The organism is Nocardia blacklockiae (assembly GCF_015477355.1).
Lineage (GTDB): Bacteria > Actinomycetota > Actinomycetes > Mycobacteriales > Mycobacteriaceae > Nocardia > Nocardia blacklockiae.
Genome location: NZ_JADLRJ010000016.1, coordinates 63,478 through 83,997 on the forward strand (window position 1 = coordinate 63,478; position 20,520 = coordinate 83,997).

General features: G+C 69.3%; 14 protein-coding genes and 1 tRNA gene. 1 reads left to right on the forward strand and 14 read right to left on the reverse strand.

What is annotated here, in order from left to right:
- Position 1: 1 nt before the first annotated feature.
- The 5 genes from IU476_RS31770 to IU476_RS31790 form a co-directional block, all read right to left on the reverse strand.
- The gene (locus tag IU476_RS31770; protein WP_195106011.1) at positions 2–685 is read right to left on the reverse strand and encodes a DUF8176 domain-containing protein; all 684 of its coding nucleotides are present in this window, start codon (positions 683–685) and stop codon (positions 2–4) included.
- 126 nt (positions 686–811) lie between these two features.
- A complete protein-coding gene (locus IU476_RS31775) occupies positions 812–2,350 on the reverse strand; it encodes a cutinase family protein (RefSeq protein ID WP_195106012.1) in 1,539 nt (512 codons plus the stop codon).
- A gap of 5 nt (positions 2,351–2,355) precedes the next feature.
- The gene (locus IU476_RS31780) at positions 2,356–3,498 is read right to left on the reverse strand and encodes a lipase family protein (protein ID WP_195106013.1); all 1,143 of its coding nucleotides are present in this window, start codon (positions 3,496–3,498) and stop codon (positions 2,356–2,358) included.
- Complete coding sequence (locus tag IU476_RS31785; protein WP_228824631.1) at positions 3,495–4,718, reverse strand: cutinase family protein; 1,224 nt, start codon at positions 4,716–4,718, stop codon at positions 3,495–3,497. The genes IU476_RS31780 and IU476_RS31785 overlap by 4 nt, the downstream gene beginning before the upstream one ends.
- 17 nt (positions 4,719–4,735) lie before the next feature.
- Entirely contained in the window at positions 4,736–5,536 is an 801-nt protein-coding gene (locus IU476_RS31790) for a hypothetical protein (RefSeq protein ID WP_195106014.1), read from the reverse strand.
- Between the two features lie 853 nt (positions 5,537–6,389).
- Here IU476_RS31790 and IU476_RS31795 point away from each other — a divergent pair.
- Entirely contained in the window at positions 6,390–7,199 is an 810-nt protein-coding gene (locus IU476_RS31795; protein WP_195106015.1) for a helix-turn-helix domain-containing protein, read from the forward strand.
- Between the two features lie 754 nt (positions 7,200–7,953).
- Here IU476_RS31795 and IU476_RS31800 read toward each other — a convergent pair.
- From IU476_RS31800 to dnaN, 9 genes are all read right to left on the reverse strand, one after another.
- Positions 7,954–8,919: a coiled-coil domain-containing protein gene (locus tag IU476_RS31800; protein ID WP_195106016.1), complete on the reverse strand. Its 966-nt coding sequence runs from the start codon at positions 8,917–8,919 to the stop codon at positions 7,954–7,956.
- A 100-nt stretch (positions 8,920–9,019) separates the two neighbouring features.
- Positions 9,020–10,321, reverse strand: a complete 1,302-nt coding sequence (locus IU476_RS31805) for a tyrosine-type recombinase/integrase (protein WP_195106017.1) — start codon at positions 10,319–10,321, stop codon at positions 9,020–9,022.
- A 114-nt stretch (positions 10,322–10,435) separates the two neighbouring features.
- A tRNA-Ile gene (locus IU476_RS31810) sits at positions 10,436–10,509 on the reverse strand.
- A 145-nt stretch (positions 10,510–10,654) separates the two neighbouring features.
- Positions 10,655–11,587 carry a DUF3566 domain-containing protein gene (locus tag IU476_RS31815; RefSeq protein WP_195106018.1) on the reverse strand — a complete coding sequence of 311 codons (933 nt, stop codon included), beginning with the start codon at positions 11,585–11,587 and terminating at the stop codon, positions 10,655–10,657.
- Between the two features lie 57 nt (positions 11,588–11,644).
- Positions 11,645–14,155, reverse strand: a complete 2,511-nt coding sequence (gene gyrA, locus IU476_RS31820; RefSeq protein ID WP_195106019.1) for a DNA gyrase subunit A — start codon at positions 14,153–14,155, stop codon at positions 11,645–11,647.
- Positions 14,156–14,251: 96 nt separating this feature from the next.
- Complete coding sequence (gene gyrB / locus IU476_RS31825) at positions 14,252–16,291, reverse strand: DNA topoisomerase (ATP-hydrolyzing) subunit B (RefSeq protein ID WP_195106020.1); 2,040 nt, start codon at positions 16,289–16,291, stop codon at positions 14,252–14,254.
- Between the two features lie 461 nt (positions 16,292–16,752).
- Positions 16,753–17,316, reverse strand: a complete 564-nt coding sequence (locus IU476_RS31830; protein ID WP_324194478.1) for a DUF721 family protein — start codon at positions 17,314–17,316, stop codon at positions 16,753–16,755.
- A gap of 132 nt (positions 17,317–17,448) precedes the next feature.
- Positions 17,449–18,672, reverse strand: a complete 1,224-nt coding sequence (gene recF / locus IU476_RS31835; protein WP_195106022.1) for a DNA replication/repair protein RecF — start codon at positions 18,670–18,672, stop codon at positions 17,449–17,451.
- A 172-nt stretch (positions 18,673–18,844) separates the two neighbouring features.
- Complete coding sequence (dnaN, locus tag IU476_RS31840) at positions 18,845–20,014, reverse strand: DNA polymerase III subunit beta (protein ID WP_195106023.1); 1,170 nt, start codon at positions 20,012–20,014, stop codon at positions 18,845–18,847.
- Positions 20,015–20,520: the final 506 nt, after the last annotated feature.

The window sequence follows — 20,520 nt, forward strand, 5'->3', positions numbered from 1 at the left end:
GTCATCCCGCCGTCTGGATGTTGGTGATCATCAACGCGCCGCCGTCTGCGGGACGGGTGTTGATCACCTGGAGGTAGTCGATGCGCTGCCGGTCGGGGTGGAGTTCGACCAGGTGCACAGCCGCAGTGGTGTCGGTGAGCGGCGTGATCGCGACGCAGTGGGTGGTGCCGGTGGGAACGGAGGCGATCCCGGCGGCGAGGGGCTCGGCGGCGATGCCCGTTTCCGGGGCAAGTAGCCGCATCGCGTCCGCGGCCGATCTGAGCCGGTAGTAGGCGTGTTCGAATCCGGCGATGGTCCCGGCCACGGTCGAGGTGTCCCCCGCACCGTCGGTGACCACCGGTCCGCTAAGTCCCGCGCACGCGTCAGCTCCGGCGGACGCCGCCGTGCTGGTCGGGGGCATGGCGGTCTGGACGGGGTCGGCTCGACGTTGTCCGGCCTCGGTGCTCGTGAGCACGGTGGCGAATATCAGCGTGGCTGCGGCCGCGGCGATCACGGCGACGACGAACCGTGTCCGTCGCGGCAGGCCGAGGCGGTGGCGCGGTTCCGATCCGGCGCGAGGCGGGGCGGTGGCCAGCCAGGCCCATTCGGTGCCGCGGCGTTCAGGTGCGCAGGGCGGGTGGCTGGCGAGGGTGTCGGCGAGCCAGCCCCACCCGTGGTCAGTCTCGGTGGTGCTGTTGCGGGGCATGGTGGTCACCTCCTCTGAGAGTGAATAGCGTTGTGCGGTAGTGGGTTTGGTGCCCTTCGGGGAGACCGCCCGCGAGGGACCTGAGTACCCCGGGGCGCCCGGGGCCGGTCTCCGCCGAAGGGCCTTTCACGAGCCCGGCACCGGGGTGAGAGATGTGCCGGGTCGGATCTGGGGTGCTGCCGACGAGGTCGTCGGCAGGGAGGTGATCATGGGTGCGGGTGATGGCGAGATTGCGGTGGGGTGGGTGTCGGCGAGGTCGCGGGCGGCGGCGGCGAACCAGTCGGCGGCCGCGGTGAGGGGTGCGGCGCCGGTGGGTGTGGCAGTGGCGGTGGTGTAGGCGCTGCGCCGGCTGGTGGTGGTGGAGTACTGGGTGCGGGTGGCCAGCTGGTAGAGCTCGTGGTCGTCGGTGACGGTGCTGGCGATCGCGTCGAAGGCTTGGTTCACCCAGCCCAGCGCGGTCTGCGGCGGAATGAGTTCGGCGACCGCTCCGGCGAGCGCGGTGCCGAGGATGCCCAGCGCGGCAACGGGGTTGGCCATGCCGACGGTGGCCAGCTCGGCGATCGTGGCGGGTGTGATCACTTTCTGTGCGACCGAGAGCGCGGTGTTCAAACCGATGGCGCCCATCCGGAACAGCACCGCGAGGGCCTGGTCCGGGCCGGGCATCGGGGTGGCGGGGTCGGCGGCTTCGGCCAGTCGCTGCCCGAGGGTTTTGGCCGGTTGGTACGACAGCTGGTCCAGGCTGTTGCCGGACAGGTCCTCGGTGACCACGCCTGCGGTGGTCTTCCACGCGGTCGCGGCGAGCGCTTGCGCTGCGGTGGTGATCGCGCTGATCGGGTCGCGCAGATCCGATTGCGCGGCAATCCGATTGACCGTTTGCGCCAGTGGCGATCCGGCGTCGGTGTCGCAGGCGACATCGCCGGGGACACAGAAGTCCGCCACCCGCCCGGTCAGCGTGCCGTATCCGCCCGGGCCGGCGGGCGCGGCGACGAGGCCCGCGCCGGCGGTGGGGTGCTCGTCGAACCGGATGGCCGCGACGTGGTTGCCCGAGGTGCCGGGCACCGGAGAGGGAGAAGTTTGGCCGGCGTGGCCGGGCAGTGTACTGGTGTCGGGCGGGCGCTGCGGGTTGGCGAACAGTGCGACTGCGGCAACGGCGTCGGCAGGCAGGCGACTTTGCTTTTCCCCGATGCGGGTGGCGAATGCCGATGCGGCCGCGGCGCCTTGCCCGTAGCCCGCGACCGCGATCCTGGTGGACGGGCAGCGGGCCACGACTTCGGTGGCCATGGTCTCCAGCTGTCCGGCGGCGTCGGGCACGGCCTGTTCATAGGGCAGTTCGGTGCCGGTGTCGGTGTGGCCGTAGCGGATGTAGGCGCGTTGGACGAGGTGTCCGTCGGCGGTGGGCAGCCCGGCGAACAGCTGTCCGAGCGCGCCGGTATCGACTGTCGCCGGGGTGTCGGGTGAGGTTTCGTCCGGGCCTTGCGCGCCCAGTACATATAGGACCGGACAGGTCGTCCCCAGTGGCGTACCACCGCCGGGCTGTGCGAGGGCCGGGACGGTCGCTACAGTCAGCGCCAGCACGGCCGCTCCCCCGCTCGTCGCGGCGCGCTGCCAGCAGTGCACGGGCGTCCAGCGGCGGGTGCCGCGCGTTCTAATACTGTTGCTGGACATCGTTTTCATTTCCGAGGTGCGTGCGGATCGGTCGGAGCGGGGCGCGCGCGGTTCAGCGCGGCGCCGAGGAAATCCAGGGCGTCGTCGAGGCCCGCGGTGGCGGCGCCGAAGTGGCCGATGGGGTAGTCGCGCCACTGGACTTCGACGTGAAGTGCCTGGTAGTCGTCGTACAACTGGCGGCTGTGGGTGATCGGGACGAGGGTGTCGTAGCGCCCGTGGTAGAGGTGCACCGGCACCTGCGGCCCGATGAGCCCGGCGGTTTCGCTGGCGAACACGAATCGCCATAGCGGGTCCCGCCACGGGTCGGAGCGATCGCACCAGTGCGCGAGCGGTTGCCGGTACTGCTCGAACAACGTGGCCGCACTGGCGGTTTCGGCGGCGTCGGCGATGCGGCGGCCGTCCTCGGTGAGGACGTGCCGTAGTGGTAGGTGCCGGTACGCGTGCGACAGGCCGATCAGCCCGGCCAGACTCAGCATCGACCACGGGCCCTCGGCCAGCCATGGGGCCAATGTCCCGGGGTCGGTCACCACCGCGCCCGCGGCGATGCCACGCAGGTCGATGTCGGGGGCGTAGGCCGGGCATATCTCCGCCGCGGCGACGGTGGCCCGTCCGCCGTCGGCGTACCCGCAGGCAATGACCGGGGCCTGGTCGAGATCGAGGTCGGGCAGGCGCTGCGCCGCGCGGGCGAGGTCGAGGGTGACGTGTCCGGCGGCCCGGCTGGCGAGGAACGTGTGGGGTCCGGCGCCGTCGATGCCCAGCCCTTCCCCGTCGGGGACCGCGACCGCCCAGCCGCGGGCGAGCGCTGCAGCGATATGGTCGGCCTCGGGTTCGTGCCCGGCGGCGAGCAGTTGCGATGGCGCGCACGGGCCGCCCAGGCCGTGAAAGTTCGGGCAGTACACCAGCAGCGGCGTGCCTGGGCCCGCCCCGGCAGGGGCGAGCACGGTCCCCGAGGCGGCGATCGGTTCGTCGTAGGAGTCGCTGGAGGCGTATGCGATGCGCCAGGTGTCGGTCACTCCGGTCAATTGCGGGGCGCGGGTCTTCTCCAACTGCAGCAGGTCACCGAGCCGGTGTTCACCGACAAGGGCCTGGGCGTCGGGATCCGTAACCGCGATGCCCTGCTCGGCCGGGGTCGGGGTGTCGTCGGTCATGGTGTTCTCCCTGCGATGTCATGGGCGACAGCGATCAGCCAGGCGATGCCCGAGGCGAGCTGGCCGGTGGCGGCGTAGCCGGTGTGGGCGGCGACGGCACCGGCGAAGCGCCCCCACACGGCGGGGTCGGTGAGGGCGGCGTTGTCGGCGATCAGCTGTCCCCAGGCGGCGGACAGCTGCCCGGCGAGCACCGGCACCACACCGGCCGGGTTCGCCACCGCGGCGGCAGTGATTTGTGCCCACCGCTCGGCCGCGGTTGCGACCTGGTCGGGCCCGGGGGATCCGATGCGTGGGTCGGCGGCGTCGATCAGCCGCTGCGCCAACGGCTTCCGTGGCTGGTAGGTGTCCGAAGGCGGATCGGCAGCGACGTCCTCGGCGAGGATCGTCGTCCACGCCTGCCCCAGCGCCTGCGATAGCAGCGTGTTCAGCGATCCCAGCGCGGCGAGCGGGTCGCGCAGATCAGCGCGGGCGGCGAGGAGCGCGCCGAACCGCAGCAGTGCGGCGTGCTCGGGGGCGGCGCACGCCAGGTCTCCGTCGGTGCAGATCTCCGCGACACGTCCGGTCAATGCGCCGAACTCCGCGCCGTCCGCGGCGATGCCGCTCCCCGGCGCCGACGGACCTGTGATGGTCACTGCCGACACCGCGCTGCCGCTGGTGCCCGGCGCGGGATCCGGCGAGCTCTGCCCCGGGCGGCCGGGAAACGGTGGCGAGCCGGTCGGGCGGTCGGGGTCGGAATACAGCACGATCGCGGCGACCCGCTCGGGCGGCACCGGACCGGCGTGCGCGCCGACACGCTGCGCGAACACCGAAACCGCCTGCGCGCCTTGGGAATAGCCAACCGCGGCCTGAAGCGTGTCCGGGCATACCGCAGCGACCTGCGCCGACGCGGCGGTCAGGTTGTCGACCGCGTCGGTCACTGATTCCACGTAGGGTGCCGGGCTGCCGCCGGGCACCACGCCGCCGAATCCGGCGCCGTAGCCGATGTAGGCGCGCTGCACCAGCCCGGGAACCGCGGCGACGACCGGTCCCAGCACGGCACCGACGACGCCTGTGTCGGCCGTCGGGTCCGCGGTCGGCGAGGATTGGCCGGTACCTTGGACCGCCAGCACGTACAGCGCCGGACAGTCGGGGCCGACCGGGATCGCCTGCGCCGCACTGGGCCACGCCGCACCGGCCAGCACGCTCACACCGGCGGCCAGCACGCCAGCGGTCGTGCGCAACAAGCGAACGGTGGCGGTCAAGGCTGTCCCACCCCCACACCGGCACCGAATCCCGCCCCGACCGTTCCGGCCGCGACGGCTCCCGCGAGCGCCGCGGGAGCACCGGCGATCGCGGCACCGGTAGCGGCACCGGCGACAGCGCCCAAAGCGGTCCCGGCGACACCGGAGGTGACGGTGCCGATCACCGGGACCTCCACCAACGTGCCGACGAGCGCACCCGCGATCCCGCCGACCGTGCCGCCGACCAGACCGCCGACGACCGCGCCGACCGCCGCCGCCGGGACACCCGCCGCCGCGGCGCCGGCAGCGGCACCGACCGCCGCGCCGCCGAGCGTGGCACCGGAAACGCGGTCCGAGCGCCCGGCGGGCAGGCCGATCGAATCCAACGCGGTCGCGATCTGCGCCTCGGCGCCCGCGGCGGCGACGTTGAGGCAGTCGCGCACCTCTGCCGGGAGCCACGGCGGTGCCGGCGATTCCCACTGGCCGAGGCGAATCGTGTCCACGGGCGCCTCGATCGGCGCCACTGGCGCCACCGGCTCGGGAAGATGCAGGTCATTCCACTGCACCGGCTCCACCGGGCCCGGCTCCGGTTCCGGCCGAGGCCCCGCACCGTTGCGGAGTTCCGGCGGCTGCACCACATACGCCGGAACCGGCGGGACTACTGACGTCTCCGGCTCCGCGGGCGCGGCCGGCGGCGGGGGCGGCGCTGGGGTGGCTGTGCCCGGCTGAACAGGCCCGGTGACACCGGGCTGCTCGGCAACGGCATCCGCACCGGACGACACCGTCGCGGCCCCAGCAACATTCGCAGAAGCCGCCATGATCGCCACCGGCACCGCCGCAGCGACAGCGGCACGAGCGCCGCGAACCGCTAGTGTCCGGCGCGGTCTGCGGCCGTTCCAGCGATTGTCGAAGGTTTGTCCCGCACCGTGGAGGGCAATACTTCGACCAGTAATTCGGGCGGGAAAAAGGGGGCCTTTTCGATGTGTGGGCATAGCGGGATAACCCTTCGTCGCGAAGGTGAAGATGAGGACGGAATGTGAGTATTTCGGCGACTACCCGGGCGGTTTCCCGGCCCCGATCGCTGGAGCCGGGAAACCGGTCACACGGGCCCTGCCGCGCTCAGATGAACGGCAAGATCAGCGACAGCGCCTGCGACGCCACCGCCAAACCGTTCGACAGCAACGCCAGTCCGGCGTTCGCCCACGAGATGATCACGAACGGGTCCATTGAATTCCTCCTGTGCGGCTACATCTACCGCACACAACACAACCCCTCCGCAACCCCCGAATCCAGGGTTTCAAGTGCTGCTGTCAGCACTAGTGCTGGGAGAAGCACATTCGAAAACGCTTTCTCACCAGTATTGATACGGGGCAAGTGCTTCTGACAGAAGCGCATCGAAATTTTTTCGAGAAAGGTCGTGGGCGAGGATTCTGCACGTGCTTCTGCACGTGCGTTGCTTTCGCAACCGGACGGCGAACGGCACGAGCTACTTTTCGTTGCCAGTCGGAATGATCTCTGGTAATCCTGGAATGTTCGGGGGAATCACGCAGGCTATCCACGAGATAGCCGTATGCAAAGACCAGGATTGAGGGATACATGAGCAGAAAATCATCCACCGGCCGTCGCCGATACCGGGTTGCCCGACCCGGCCCGCTCGCACGGGTGCCGACATTGCCGTGGTTCTCTATCCAGGTCCGCGCCGAGGCGGACCTGACACGGCGCGACGTCTACGACGCCGTCCAGATCAGCGATTCCTACCTGCGTCAGATCGAGGAGGGCCGGCGCCCCAACCCCAGCCCCGACCTGATCGAACAGCTCATCAAGGCCTATCGGCTCACCACCGCGCAGGCGCGTCACCTCCGCGACCTCGCAGCGCCACCGGTCGACCTTCCATCCACCGACGACCTGCGCAACTGCCTGCTCAGCGATCCCGCGCATCTCGACCACCTGGAAGACCTCGAGCGCCGGGGGGTGCTCGGGGCCTACATCGATCCGTTGTTCAACGTGCTCGCGATGAACGACCTGATGAGCGCGGCCCTGCCCGGGCTCGAGCAGGTCGGCAACGTCGTCGAGTGGTGGCTGCTCCCGATCGCGCAGGAGGTCATCATCGACTTTCCCGCCGAAACCGATTATCTCGTGGCGGCGGTGAAGGGCGCCATGGGCCGCTACCGGGGCGCCCGCCAAACCGTCGATCTCATCCGGTCGCTCCGCAAACACCGCCTTGTGAACCGCCTCTGGACCAGCCGCGCACGCATCGCGTTCGGCCGTCCCACCACCGACGCCATCCGCTGGCGCAACCCCGCTACCGGCGATTTGTTCGCGGCCACGGTGCATATCCAACGAGTCTCCGATTCCGCCCAGACTCTCCTGCTCACCATCTTTCCCAAACCCGACAACGCCAACTTCGAGGTGACCTCACCACCCGCGCAGCCGCAAACGGCACCCACCGACACGGACCACACTGCCGAACCACGGCTCTGACCCCATCCGCATCGGGCCGTGCGTCGTCGCCAGGAAGCATCGACGGCGTACGCCCGACCGGCTTCCGGGAGAAGCACTTCGCCCTAGGGGAAGCACCACGACGGTCGTTTCCATGAACTCAGCAGCCGATCCTCGCTCGGCTCACGAGAGGAGAATCAGCGCCCTGGCCGGACGGGCCGCGATCGCAGCCGACCGCCGAAGACCTCAGCACGCCGACCCGATGAGCTACGCCGTGAGCAGTACACGACCCGATGACCACGAACCCCCCACAGCAAGTCCAGCCGGAGAGCCGACTTATCCGGTGGCCGTCGGTGCGCGCGCGTTACGGAAATCGGAACGCTGGTACCGCCAGCAACTGCGCTCCGGTGCGCTACCGGGGCACCGGGCCGGCCGCACCTGGTTCCTCACCGCCTCCGACATCGCCGCTGCACTGGAACTGACCAAGATCCCCGAGACGCACCCGACTGCATCCGAGTCGGCCGATCCCTCGGCCGACCGAGCGAGGCACCGTAGACGACCGGGCAGGCGACGGCGACGACCGATTCCCCCTCAATCCTGACCTCCCGCTGCGGCTCTGCGGACGCAGCGGGATCCGCGCGGCCCGGCCGGTACCGCACCACGCCCTGGAATGCCGTCCGGCCGGGCCGTGCTTCCCTCAGCCGTTCCCTCTCACCATGCGGGCATCGAGGCGTCCGCGATCGCGATCGCGATTCATCGAAGCGTCACCACCACCGATTGCGGACGCTCTGGCGACCTACGGCGAGCGACGCGGTGGCCTGAGACCGTCCGCCGATGGTGATGGCTGGGTTCTGGTCGCGAGGATCTCGCTGATCTGCTGGCGGTGCTCACGTTCGGACCGATCGGCCAAGGCGCGTGCCGCGGTAATCGCGCGCGCGTATTCGAGATCGCGGGCCTCGATTTCGCGGCGGTGCCTGTCGGTGGTCTCGTCCAGGCGTCGGCGCAGTTCGCTGTTCTCCGTGGTCAATTCGTGAACTCTGGTGAGTGCTGTGTCTCGTTCGCTCTCGGCGCGGGCGGTGTCGGCATGTGCGGTATCGAGGTGCTCCCGCATCCGGCGCAGCGCGGTTTCGGCTTCGTCGTAGGTCTGCTCGCGGTCCGCATCCGCAGCAGTGATCCGTTGTGCCGCAGCCGTTTCGATGTCGCGCGCACGGCTTTCGGCCTCCTCGGCCGCCCTGGTGGCGTCGTCGGCTGCACGCAGCGCCAGTTGTTCGAGTTCGAGCGCCGCGGCGAGCCGGGCCTCCAGCTCGGCGGCCGCGGTCTCGGCAGCGGCGCGGGCTTGCTCGGCGGCGGTGATGCGCTCGGTCGCGTCGAGCCGGACGCGCTCGATCTCGCGATCGACGGCGTCCGGCCGGGTGATGTCGACGAGCGCCTCGGTGGCATCGGTGGCGACGCAGGCGATTTCGTTGCGCAGCTGTTCGAGACGATCGATCAGTCCGGCCACGGTGACCAGGCGGTCACTGATCGGTCGCAGCGGGCGCGAAGCGCGATGTCTGTCGGACTCTTCGGCGGCCCGCCGCTTGATACGGAGTCTCTCCCGGCTGGCTGCCTGCGGATTGTGCTCGGGTTTGTCGCAGTAGGCGCGAGGAGCGCCCGGCCCGGAATCACGCTCGGGCACGGGGGATCCGCAGATGGTGCCGGGGCCGGTCGGGAATTGGCAGCGTTTCGTTCCGGGGTGGGCGTCGATCTCGACGGCTCGGAGCATGAGGCGATCCATTCCGTGGCATCGGGTCCATTCCATTCCGTTCTGTCTCCGGAACGGAATGGAATGAAATGGAATCGGACGGAGGGGTGGTGACGCGCGATCAGGCGGCGAGGGCAAGCATGTCGGCGCGGGCGGCGGGCAGCCGTTCGGCGATGACGCTGGCGGCCTTCTCGCTCGCGTGGCGGTCGTTGTGGCCGTAGCGGCGGTCGGTGACGAGGGTGGATTCGTGACCGGCGTCGCGGGAGACGACGAAGATCGGCACCCCGTCCTGCAGTTTCCAGCTGATTCCGGTGTGCCGCAGCGTGTACGGGGTCAGGCGCTTGCCCCGCAGTGACACGATCGCGGGGCCGAACCGGGCGATCAGTTCCTCGGGGTCGGCACCGCGCCACCGGGCGGCGCGACCGAACGGGGCCAGGCGGCTGCGGGCGAGGATGGGTTTGTCGTCACCGAACGCCGCGAGAGCGGCGTCGAGGGCGGCGAGGCGGCGCAGGGCCGGGATCCAGGCGCCGTCGTAGAAGGCGGCGGCGGTGACCGGGGTGCCGATACCGGTGGTGAACAACAGGTCGGCGGGGTCGCGGTCGAGGTCGAGCCGGGCGGCGGTGCGCAGGGGGATGTTGACGGTGCGGGTTCCGCGCCGGGTCTTCGGCGCGCCGAGGGTGAGACGGCTGCCGCAGTCCTTCCACGCCTTGGTGATTCGCACGGCGGCGCTGGCGGTCCCGACGTGGATGTCGGCGACGCGCAGGGCGCCGACCTCGCCCGGGCGGGCCATCGAGGTGAGACCGAACTCGGCCTGGGCACGCCAGCGGGGGGCGAGGAGCTGTTCGAACAGCTCCCATTCGGCGTTGTCGAAGATGTCGAGTTCACCGATGTCACAGACCGGCAGCCGGGTGTCGGCGCACGGGTTGTAGGCGATCAACGGCTCGGGGCGTTGCTGCGCGGCGGCGCGCATGCCCCCGCTGAAGAATCCGTGCTTGTTGTGGATCGTCTTGGGGGCGTTGCCCTTGTCCTGTTCGAGGTAGACGATCCACGCCGCGTCGGTGTCCTGGGTGACGGCCGTGATCGGCATGTCGCGGTAGAACGGGGCGATGTCGTTGCGGATGTAGCCGAGATACTTGCGGAACACCGGCTCGGAGATCGCGCGGGTGGCGCGGCGGCGGCGGGCGTAGCGGGTCAGCCAGTCCACCACCGAGATCACCTGCGCGCGGTTGCGCTGCGCCTGCAGGACCGCGAGCGCCTGGGTGACGCCGATCGTGTCGATCAGCTCGGCCCACTGCTGGGCGGGCAGGTACTCGTCGAAGGTTTCCGAGCTCTGCCGGCGTTTGCCGGTCTCGTCGTAGTAGTAGAAGTAGACCTGCCAGGCGACGCTGCCGTCGGAGCGGGTTCGGGGTCGGGGGCTGGGCACGGGGCACCTCCAAGTTGCCCTGGAATGCCGCTCGCCGACCGCGGTGATGACGAGAGTGATGACATGAAGCCGGTCTCACCCTGGCGGCAAGGCCCTGACCAGCAAGAATAGGTGTGGGTCTAGGAGGACTTGAACCTCCGACCTCTTCGTTATCAGCGAAGCGCTCTAACCGCCTGAGCTATAGACCCGTGTGGCTCTCGAACCGTGGTCCCCGAGCCGAGAGCAAAGACTACCCGAATGGACCGGCAAGAACCAAAACCGCTGGTAGGAGCCTGTCCGGGACGGAAATGGCCGGTGCCCGCCGCAGCGCGCACCGGCCACCGCCGGTCCGGTCTAGTCCGGGTCGGCGAGGGTGACCTGGATGCCGCCGACCAGGTCGGTGCACTGGTTGTAGATGAAGACGCCGACCGTGGAGAGCGCGGTGAGCAGCACGACGTTGATCAGGCCGATCACCGCCGCGTAACCGAATACGGTGCCCGCGTCGATCAGCGACGAGGACGAGGTGCTGCCGTTGGACATGATGTCGGTGAAGCTGCTGTTCAGGCGGTCCCACACACCCATGCCGGACAGCACGATGTAGAGGAAGCCGACCGCCAGCATCCACACGAAGAACATCGCCACGCTGATCACCAGCGAGATCTTCAGCGTCGACCACGGATCGATGTGGCGCACCTGCACGGTCGCGCGCAGCGGCTCGCCGCCCGCGGCCGCGGCGACCGCCGCCGGAACGGCCGGCGAGACGTGCTGCACCGGCGGGACGCCCGGAGCCTGGGTGGGCGGCAGCGGGTGCCGCAGCTCCGACAGGTCCGGCATGTCCTTGACCAGCTCGGGCCGGGAGATGCTGCGGGTGGGTCCGTCGATGCCGACCGACTTCACCATGGCGGCCTCCTTGCGGGCCGCCTTGGCCGCCAGGTCCGCCGTGGTGCGGGCGTTGGTGAGGCCGCCGCCGAGCCCGACCGGGGCGGCCGGCGGCCGTCCCGCCACCGGCGGCTGCCCCGGACGGTGCAGATTCGATTGCGGCTCCCGCTGCGGCAGCTGCGACCAGCCCTCCTCGAACCGCGAGGCATCACCGCCCTCGGCGGGCGCCTGTGCGTGCGACTGCCCCGCCTCGGTCTGCTGCTCGGACCGATCGGATGTGCCGCCGGAACCGTTGTCCCCAGACCCCGGCCGCGGAATCGGCCGCGGCGGAATCGGGGACGGCGCGATTCGCTCGGTCACACCGTTGGCGTGGTGCCGCTCGTCGTTCGGCTGATTCGGAGTGGTCAATTGGGATTCCTTAGATCCTTCGTGCCGCTGCCTGTAAAAACTAACTGCTAACCGAACCTACTGCTTGTCAAGACCGTCGGCCTCCTCTTCACTGGAAACCTGATCGGGCTCATCGGCGTTTCGGGCTATCGCAAGCAACGTATCGCCCTCGCCGAGGTTCATCAATCGCACACCCTTGGTCTGTCGGCCGGCCCTGCGTACCTGGTTGGCCGCCGTTCGGATGACACCGCCGCCCGACGTGATGGCGTAGATCTCGTCATCGTCGTCGACGATGAGCGCTCCCACCAGGGTGCCACGCTTCGGGTCGTACTGGATGGTCAATACGCCTTTACCGCCGCGGCCCTGTGCGGTGTACTCCTCGATCGCGGTGCGCTTGGCGTATCCGCCCGAGGTGGCGACCAGCAGATACGTATCGTCGCGGACCACGTTCAGCGACAGCAGCCAGTCGTCGGTGTTGAACCGCATGCCCTGCACGCCGGAGGTGGCGCGGCCCATCGGGCGCAGCACCTCGTCGTTGGCGGCGAAGCGGATCGACTGCCCGTGCGCCGACACCAGCAGCAGGTCGTCGTCGGCCGAACACAGTGCGGCGCCGACCAATTCGTCGCGGTCGCGCAGGTTCACCGCGACGATGCCGCCGCTGCGGTTGGAGTCGAAATCGGTCAGCTTCGACTTCTTGACCAGGCCGTTCTTGGTGGCGAGCACCAGGTAGGGCGCGTCCTCGTAGGTCTTGATCTGGATGACCTGGGCGATCTTCTCCTCCGGCTGGAAGGCCAGCAGGTTGGCCACGTGCTGGCCGCGCGCGGTGCGGCTGGCCTCGGGCAGTTCGTAGGCCTTGACCCGGTACACCCGGCCCAGGTTGGTGAAGAACAGCAGCCAGTCGTGGGTCGAGGTGACGAAGAAGTGCTTGACCAGGTCGTCCTGCTTGAGGCCGGCGCCCATCACGCCCTTGCCGCCACGCTTCTGGCTGCGGTACAGGTCGGTCTTGGTGCGCTTGGCGTAGCCGGTCTCGGTGATGGTGACGACCACGTCCTCGCGGGCGATCAGGTCCTCGTCGGCGACGTCGCCGTCGGCCGCGACGATCCGGGTGCGCCGGTCGTCGCCGTGCTTCTCGACGATCTCCTGCAGTTCGTCGCGGACGATCGCGCGCTGCCGCTCCGGCTTCTCCAGGATGTCCTTGAGGTCGGCGATCTCCGCCTCGATCTTGGTCAGCTCGTCGATGATCTTCTGGCGTTCCAGGGCGGACAGCCGGCGCAGCTGCATGTCCAGGATCGCGGTGGCCTGGATCTCGTCGATGTCGAGCAGCCGCATCAGGCCCGTGCGCGCGGTCTCGGTGTCGGCCGAGCGTCGGATCAGGGCGATCACCTCGTCCAGCGCGTCCAGCGCCTTGACCAGGCCGCGCAGGATGTGGGCGCGCTCCTCGGCCTTGCGCAGGCGGTAGCGGGTGCGCCGGATGATGACGTCGAGCTGGTGGGCGACGTAGAACCGGATCATCTGGTCCAGCCGCAGCGTGCGCGGCACGCCGTCGACGATGGACAGCATGTTGGCGCCGAAGCTGGTCTGCAGCTGGGTGTGCTTGTACAGGTTGTTGAGCACGACCTTGGCGACGGCGTCGCGCTTGACCGTCACCACGATCCGCAGGCCCGCGCGGTCGGAGGACTCGTCGTGGACATCGGAGATGCCCGCGATCTTGCCGTCCTTCACCTGCTCGGCGATCGAGTTCACGAAGTTGTCGGTGTTGACCTGGTACGGCAGCTCGGTGATGACGATGGTGGTGCGACCGCGGTTGTCCTCCTCGATCTCCACCACGCCGCGCATGCGAATCGAGCCGCGCCCGGTCTTATAGGCGTCCTGAATGCCCTGGGTGCCGACGATCAGGCCGCTGGTCGGGAAGTCGGGGCCCTTCACGCACTCCATGCACGCCGCGAGGGTGGTCTCCTCGTCGGCCTCGTGGTTGTCCAGCGCCCAGTAGATCGCCTCGGCCACCTCGCGCAGGTTGTGCGGCGGGATGTTGGTGGCCATACCGACCGCGATGCCACCTGAACCATTGATCAACAGGTTGGGGACACGGCTGGGGAGAACCACCGGCTCCATGGAGCGGCCGTCGTAGTTCGGGATGAAGTCGACGGTCTCCTCGTCGATCTCCCGCAGCATCTCCATGGCCAGCGGCGTGAGGCGGCACTCGGTGTAGCGCATGGCGGCCGGACCGTCGTTGCCGCGCGAGCCGAAGTTGCCCTGGGGATCGATCAGCGGATACCGCATCGACCACGGCTGCGCCATGCGGACGAGGGTGTCGTAGATGGCCGAGTCGCCGTGCGGGTGGTAGTTACCCATCGTTTCGGCGACGGGACGCGCGGACTTCACGTAGCCGCGGTCCGGGCGGTACCCGTTGTCGTGCATCGCGTACAGGATCCGGCGGTGCACCGGCTTCAGGCCGTCGCGCACCTCGGGCAGCGCTCGGCCCACGATCACGCTCATCGCGTAATCGATGTAGCTGTTCTGCATCTCCTGCTGGATGTCGACCGGTTCGATGCGGTCGCCGCCCTCGGGAGGCAGTGTGGTCTCGGTCATGGAATCGTCTCCGTAAGAAGTCTTTTGGTGGTCGCCGAGCTGCGCTCTCCGCACGGTCGTCCCGGCGCGCGCTCGGACGCCGGGACGACGGGGCGATTACAGGTCGAGGAAGCGGACGTCCTTGGCGTTGCGCGTGATGAAACTGCGCCGGGCCTCGACGTCCTCACCCATCAGGATGCTGAACAGCTCGTCGGCCGCGGCCGCGTCGTCCAGCGTCACCAGGCGCAGCAGCCGGGTGGCCGGATCCATCGTGGTCTCCCACAGCTCCTTCGGGTTCATCTCGCCGAGACCCTTGTAGCGCTGGATGCCGTCGTCCTTGTTGATCTTCTTGCCGGCGGCGAGACCCTGCTCCACCAGCGCGTCCCGCTCACGGTCCGAGTAGGCGAACTCGGGCTCGCTGCGCTGCCACTTCAGCTTGTACAGCGGCGGGCAGGACAGGTAGACGTGCCCCTGCTCGACCAGCGGCCGCATGAACCGGAACAGCAGCGTGAGCAGCAGGGTGGTGATGTGCTGGCCGTCGACGTCGGCGTCGGCCATCAGGATGATCTTGTGGTACCGCAGCTTCGAGATGTCGAACTCGTCGTGGATGCCGGTGCCGAACGCCGTGATGATCGACTGGACCTCGTTGTTCTTGAGGACCTTGTCGATGCGCGACTTCTCGACGTTGATGATCTTGCCGCGGATCGGCAGGATCGCCTGGTACATCGAGTCGCGGCCGGACTTGGCCGAGCCGCCGGCCGAGTCGCCCTCGACGATGTAGATCTCCGACAGGCGCGGATCCTTCGAGCGGCAGTCGGCCAGCTTGCCCGGCAGTCCGCCCAGATCGGTCGCGCTCTTGCGCCGCACCAGCTCGCGGGCCTTGCGCGCGGCGACGCGGGCCTGCGCCGAGGACACCGCCTTCTGCACGATGGTCTTGGCGTCGGCCGGGTTGGCCTCCAGCCAGTGCGCCAGGTGCTCGTTGCAGGTGCGCTGCACGAACGACTTGACCTCGGTGTTGCCGAGCTTGGTCTTGGTCTGGCCCTCGAACTGCGGGTCGGAGACCTTCACGCTCACGATGGCGGCCAGGCCCTCGCGGATGTCGTCACCCGTGAGGTTGCCGTCCTTGTCCTTGATGAGCTTCTTGTCCTTGGCGTACTTGTTCACCACCGAGGTGAGCGCCGCGCGGAAGCCCTCCTCGTGGGTGCCGCCCTCGTGGGTGTTGATGGTGTTGGCGAAGGTGTGCACGGACTCGGAGTAGCCCGAGTTCCACTGCATGGCCACCTCGAGCTCGTGCCCGGTGCCCTTGCCGGTGAAGGAGACGACCGTGTTGTGGATCGGCTGCTTGGACCGGTTGATGTGCTTGACGAAATCCGCGAGCCCGCCCGGGTAGTGGTAGGTGCGGGTCTTCACCTTGTGCTCGACCGGCTCGGCCTCGGCCTTCGGCGCCTCGGCGGTGTCGCTGACCACCTCGTCGGTGATCTCGGCGTCGGACACGCGCTCGTCGGTCAGCGTGATGGTCAGTCCCTTGTTCAGGAACGCCATCTCCTGCAGCCGGCGCGCGATCGTCTCGAAGTTGTAGGTGGTGGTCTCGAAGATGGCCGGGTCGGCCCAGAACCGCTGGGTGGTGCCGGTGCGCTTGGTGGGCTCGCCCTTGACCAGCTTGCCGGGCTTGGAGTCCTTGTACTCCTGGCTCCAGTGGAAGCCGTCGCGGTCGATCTCGGTGACCATCCGGGTCGACAGCGCGTTGACCACCGAGATGCCGACGCCGTGCAGACCGCCGGACACCGCGTAGGCGTCGGAGTCGAACTTGCCGCCGGCGTGCAGCTGGGTCATGACGACCTCGAGGGTGGGGATGCCCTGGGCGTGCATCTCCACCGGAATGCCGCGGCCGTCGTCGACGACTTCGACGCCACCGTCGGCGAGCAGCGTGACATCGACCCGCGTGGCGTAGCCGGCCATCGCCTCGTCGACGGAGTTGTCCACAACCTCTTGGACCAAGTGGTGCAGACCGCGCTCACCGGTGGAGCCGATGTACATACCGGGACGCTTGCGGACCGCCTCGAGGCCCTCGAGGACCGTGATGTTGGAGGCACCGTAGTCCTGATTGCCCGCTTTCGCCCTGGTAGAGCCGCTTGCGTTGGAGTCGTTGGCAGCCACTGCTCGGTAGCTCTCCTTACTTGCTGATCCCTCGGCACAGCGTCGGGCGGCACGCGCGAGGTCCCGATAGACATCTGCTCGAGGTGACGAACTGCTCGAGAATTACGGGTGCTCGCGCGGGCTTGCCCGGAACGCGCCGAAGGTATCGCCGCTAGTTACTCCCCCATCCTACTGGTACACCCGGCTCAGGATGCACCTATGACACCCCTGAGAGCGTCGTGAGTGCGTGAAATCGATCGCTGCCGGGTCCGGTTGTAGGCGCAGGCGGTCCAGCGAGCCTCAGCGGCCCGTCGAGACGCGGGCGGCCGGGTTTGCGGAATGGTTGGGCGATCTTCCAGCATTCGGCCCTCTCGCCACCGGTCGGGCAAGGACGTCACCCGGCGGCCGGTCCGGGCAGCGGGTTGCCCGCGTGCGGGCGAATTCCCCAGGGGCCGAGACGGTTCCACGTGAAACAGCAACCCCTAGCCGTAGGTGTCGCGGGGGCCGCGGCCTTTGATGTGCCGCTCACCCTTGCGCCAGCTCGGTGCGGCCGGGCCGCTGATCTTCAGTGTCTTGACGACGCCCTGCCCGACCGCGGCATTGATCTTCGCCAGGATCTGGGACTGCAACATACGCAGCTGGGTCGCCCATGCGGTCGACTCGGCCTGAATGCTCAGCACGCCATCGGTCAGCGATACGGGGCTGGCGTGCGCGGCGACGTCCTCGCCGACGACGTCGGCCCAGCGGCCGAACACCATGCCCTCGGCCACCTTGCTCGACCACCCCCGACTCTTGGCGAGCGCGCCCGCCAGCGCCGCCAGCGGCTGAGGATCACGCTGATCGGGACCGGCCCCCGACCAGCCCGAGCGCCGGCGCAGCGCCCGCACGCCGCCCTTGCGCGGCGAGGCCCGGCCTTGGCCGACGGCCTTGCCACTGGCGCGGGCGGCGGCACGCGCCTCCTCCAGCGCGCGGCGGGCCAGGTCGATGCCGCGCGGTTCGGGGCCGGAGTCGGTCGCCCCGGCGTCACCGTGCTCGGATTCGTCCACAGCCACTCCTCCTGTCCTCGGCACACACCGGCCGGGCATTGCGAGACAGGCTAATCGGTCCGCGCCGGACTTCCGGCGTGCCAGGACGGGTGTCACGTGACACATTTGTGCTAATTGCCGCCGCGACCGCGTTCACGGATCGGCGGCGGTGTCGGCGGACAGCGGAGGCGTTGCGCCGGACGCGCATCCGATCCGGGAGGTGCGCTGGTCTGCCTCGCCCGTGGTCTCGACGCGCACGGGCGTGGCCTCGAGTTCCGGGGGCACGTCCTCGGGGACGGCAGCGGTGATGAGAACCTGTTCGGCCGTGGCGGCGACGGCGGCGAGCGCGGCGCGGCGGCGGCGATCCAGTTCGGCGAAGACGTCGTCGAGCAGCAGGACCGGATCGGTGCCGACGCTGCGCAGCAGTTCGAACGCCGCCAGCCGCAGCGCCAGCGCGAACGACCACGATTCCCCGTGGCTGGCAAAGCCTTTCGCGGGCGCCGAGCCGAGCATCAGGTCCAGATCGTCGCGGTGCGGGCCGACGAGGCAGACACCGCGCTCGAGTTCCTTGCCGCGCGCAGCCACCAGCTCGCGCAGCAGGATCGACTCCAGCACCTCGGCGTCGTCGGGCTGCGGCGGCCGCTCGATGGCCAGGAATTCCGGTGGCAGCGCGGAACTTCGGTAGCGGATGGCGGCCGGGCGCGATTCGGGGGCGATCGAACGATAGGCCTGTGCCAGGTAGGGGTGTAGTTCGTGCACCAGGCGCAGGCGCTGGGCGAGCAGCTGGGCGCCGTGCGCCGCGAGATGGCCGTCCCACACGTCGAGCGTGCTCAGCTCGGCCGGGCTGCCCGATCGCGAACGCGCCTGGCGGCCCGCGGTTTTCAACAGCGCGGAACGCTGTCGCAGTACCCGGTCGTAGTCCGAGCGCACCCCGGCCAGGCGGGGCAGCTGCGCGGTACCCAGCTCGTCGAGGAACCGGCGGCGTTCCGACGGGTCGCCGCGGACCAGCGCCAGGTCCTCCGGCGCGAACAGCACCGTCTGCAGTATCCCCAGGATCTCCCGCGTGCGCCGGACCGGCGAGCGGTTGATCTGCGCGCGATTGGCCGACCCCTGATTGAGTTCGACATCGACGCGCAGCTCGCGGCCGGAGTTCACCACGGTCGCGCCGATGCGAGAACGCTGGGCCCCCAGGCGAATCAGCGGTGCGTCTGTGGATACCCGGTGGGAGCCGAGAGTGGCGAGGTAGCCGAGCGCCTCGATCAGGTTGGTCTTGCCGTTGCCGTTGGCGCCCAGGAAAACCGTGCGGCCGGCGGGCAGTTCGAGTTCGGCCTGCTCCCAGGAGCGAAAGTCCCGCAGGCTCAAGGCCCGGACGTGCATCGCTCAATTCACCGTCCCCGCGGTAGTCCCTGTGGAGAACCCGGCGCGGGGGGCCGATTGTGGTCGCGCCCAGAGTTTTTCACAGAGTTATCAACATTGTTCACAAAGTCCCGGACGGGACCGCGGACCCGGCCGGCGGTCACACCGCGGCGGGCCCGGCGGGCGCCGGGACTCAGCCCGGCAGGCGCACCGGCATCAGCAGGTAGATGTAGTTGCCGGCGAGGGCGGCGTAGGCGCCGGAATCGAGCACCTCGGGCTCCTCCTCGCCCGTCGGGCACAGCACGGCGGGGCGGCTGGGGGTGGTGAACCCGAAGGTGACCCGGTCCGAATGCAGCGCGGACAGGCCGTCGTTCAGGTAGCCGGGGTTGAAGGCGATGGTCAGCGGCTCGCCGCGGAACTCGGCCTCCAGCCACTCCTCGGCGCGGCCCGCGTCGTCGCCGCCCGCGGACAGCAGCAGGCCCTGCTCGGAGAACTCCAGCCGGACCTGGGCGCCGCGCTCGGCCACCAGGGCGACGCGCTTGATGGCCTCGATCAGCGCGCTCACCTGGAGAGTGGCGATCGAGGTGTGCTCCTTGGGGAGCAACTGACGGAACTTGGGGAATTCCGCGTCGAGCAGGCGAGTGGTGGTGCGGCGGCCGCCGTTGACGATGCCGAGCAGGCCGTCGGTGCCGGTGCCGAAGGCGAGCTGCACCGGAGCGTCGGAGGGGCCCAGCGTCTTCGCGGACTCCGAGAGGGTGCGGGCGGGCACCAGGACGGCCGTCTCCACGTCCTCGCGGCCCGGCTGCCACTCCAGATGCCGCACCGCGAGCCGGAAGCGGTCGGTGGCCGCGAGCACGACCTTGGCGCCCTCGATCTCCACCCGGATACCGGTCAGCATCGGGAGCGTGTCGTCGCGGCCCGCGGCGACCGCGACCTGGCCGACCGCCTCGGAGAAGACGTCGACCCCGAGTTCACCGGTCTGCGGGGGCAATTCGGGCAGCTGGGGATAATCCTCGACCGGCATGGTCGGCAGCGAGAACTTGGCGCTGCCGCAGGCGATCAGCACGCGGGTGCCGTCGACCGACACGTCCACCGGCTTGTTGGACAGCGCCTTGGTGATGTCGGCCAGCAGGCGGCCGGAGACAAGCACCTGCCCGGGACCCGCCACCTCGGCGGCCACTCGCATCTGCGCGGAGACCTCGTAGTCGAAACCCGAGACGGTCAGCCCGTCCTCACCGGCGACGAGCAGGACGCCGCCGAGCACCGGAACCGGTGGGCGCGACGGCAGGCTGCGGGCCACCCAGGCGACGGATTCCGCGAAATCCTCGCGAGCGACCCGAAACTTCATGCTTGCAAGCTCCATCGCCCGGTATGTCCTCTCCCAGTCTCGATCGGTCGTGATCCGTTCGGCTCAGCGCCGGCTCATGCGGGGGTGTTCTGGAACGGCCGCCCCGACTTCGAAGTCTGGCACAGGCGACCGACAACAAACCGTACCCGCGAGGGCGGCGATTGACTACGGCACCCCTCCCCCGGTGCGTCGCATCGGTTCGGGTCCCGTTCTTCCTCTGTGCCATTCGTTCGAGTGCCGTCGCGCTCGCCCGCGCACCGCTGCGTCCCGAGCCGAGTTTCCACACACCCTGTTTTGAAAGAACTTATTGAAGGAGAAGAACTGAAGCAGTAGTAGGCGCTGTGGATTCTGTGGACTCCGGCCGAATCCGCTGCTCGGAGCGGGTGGCGGCATGGGGATGTCCGGCGGGTGACTCGAGGATGAACGGAGCGTCGCTGTGGAGGCACCGAATCTGTCCCACGGCCGTCCTCGAGTCGTCCTCGAGTTGTTCCATGGCTACGCCCGGTTTGTGCACATATGTG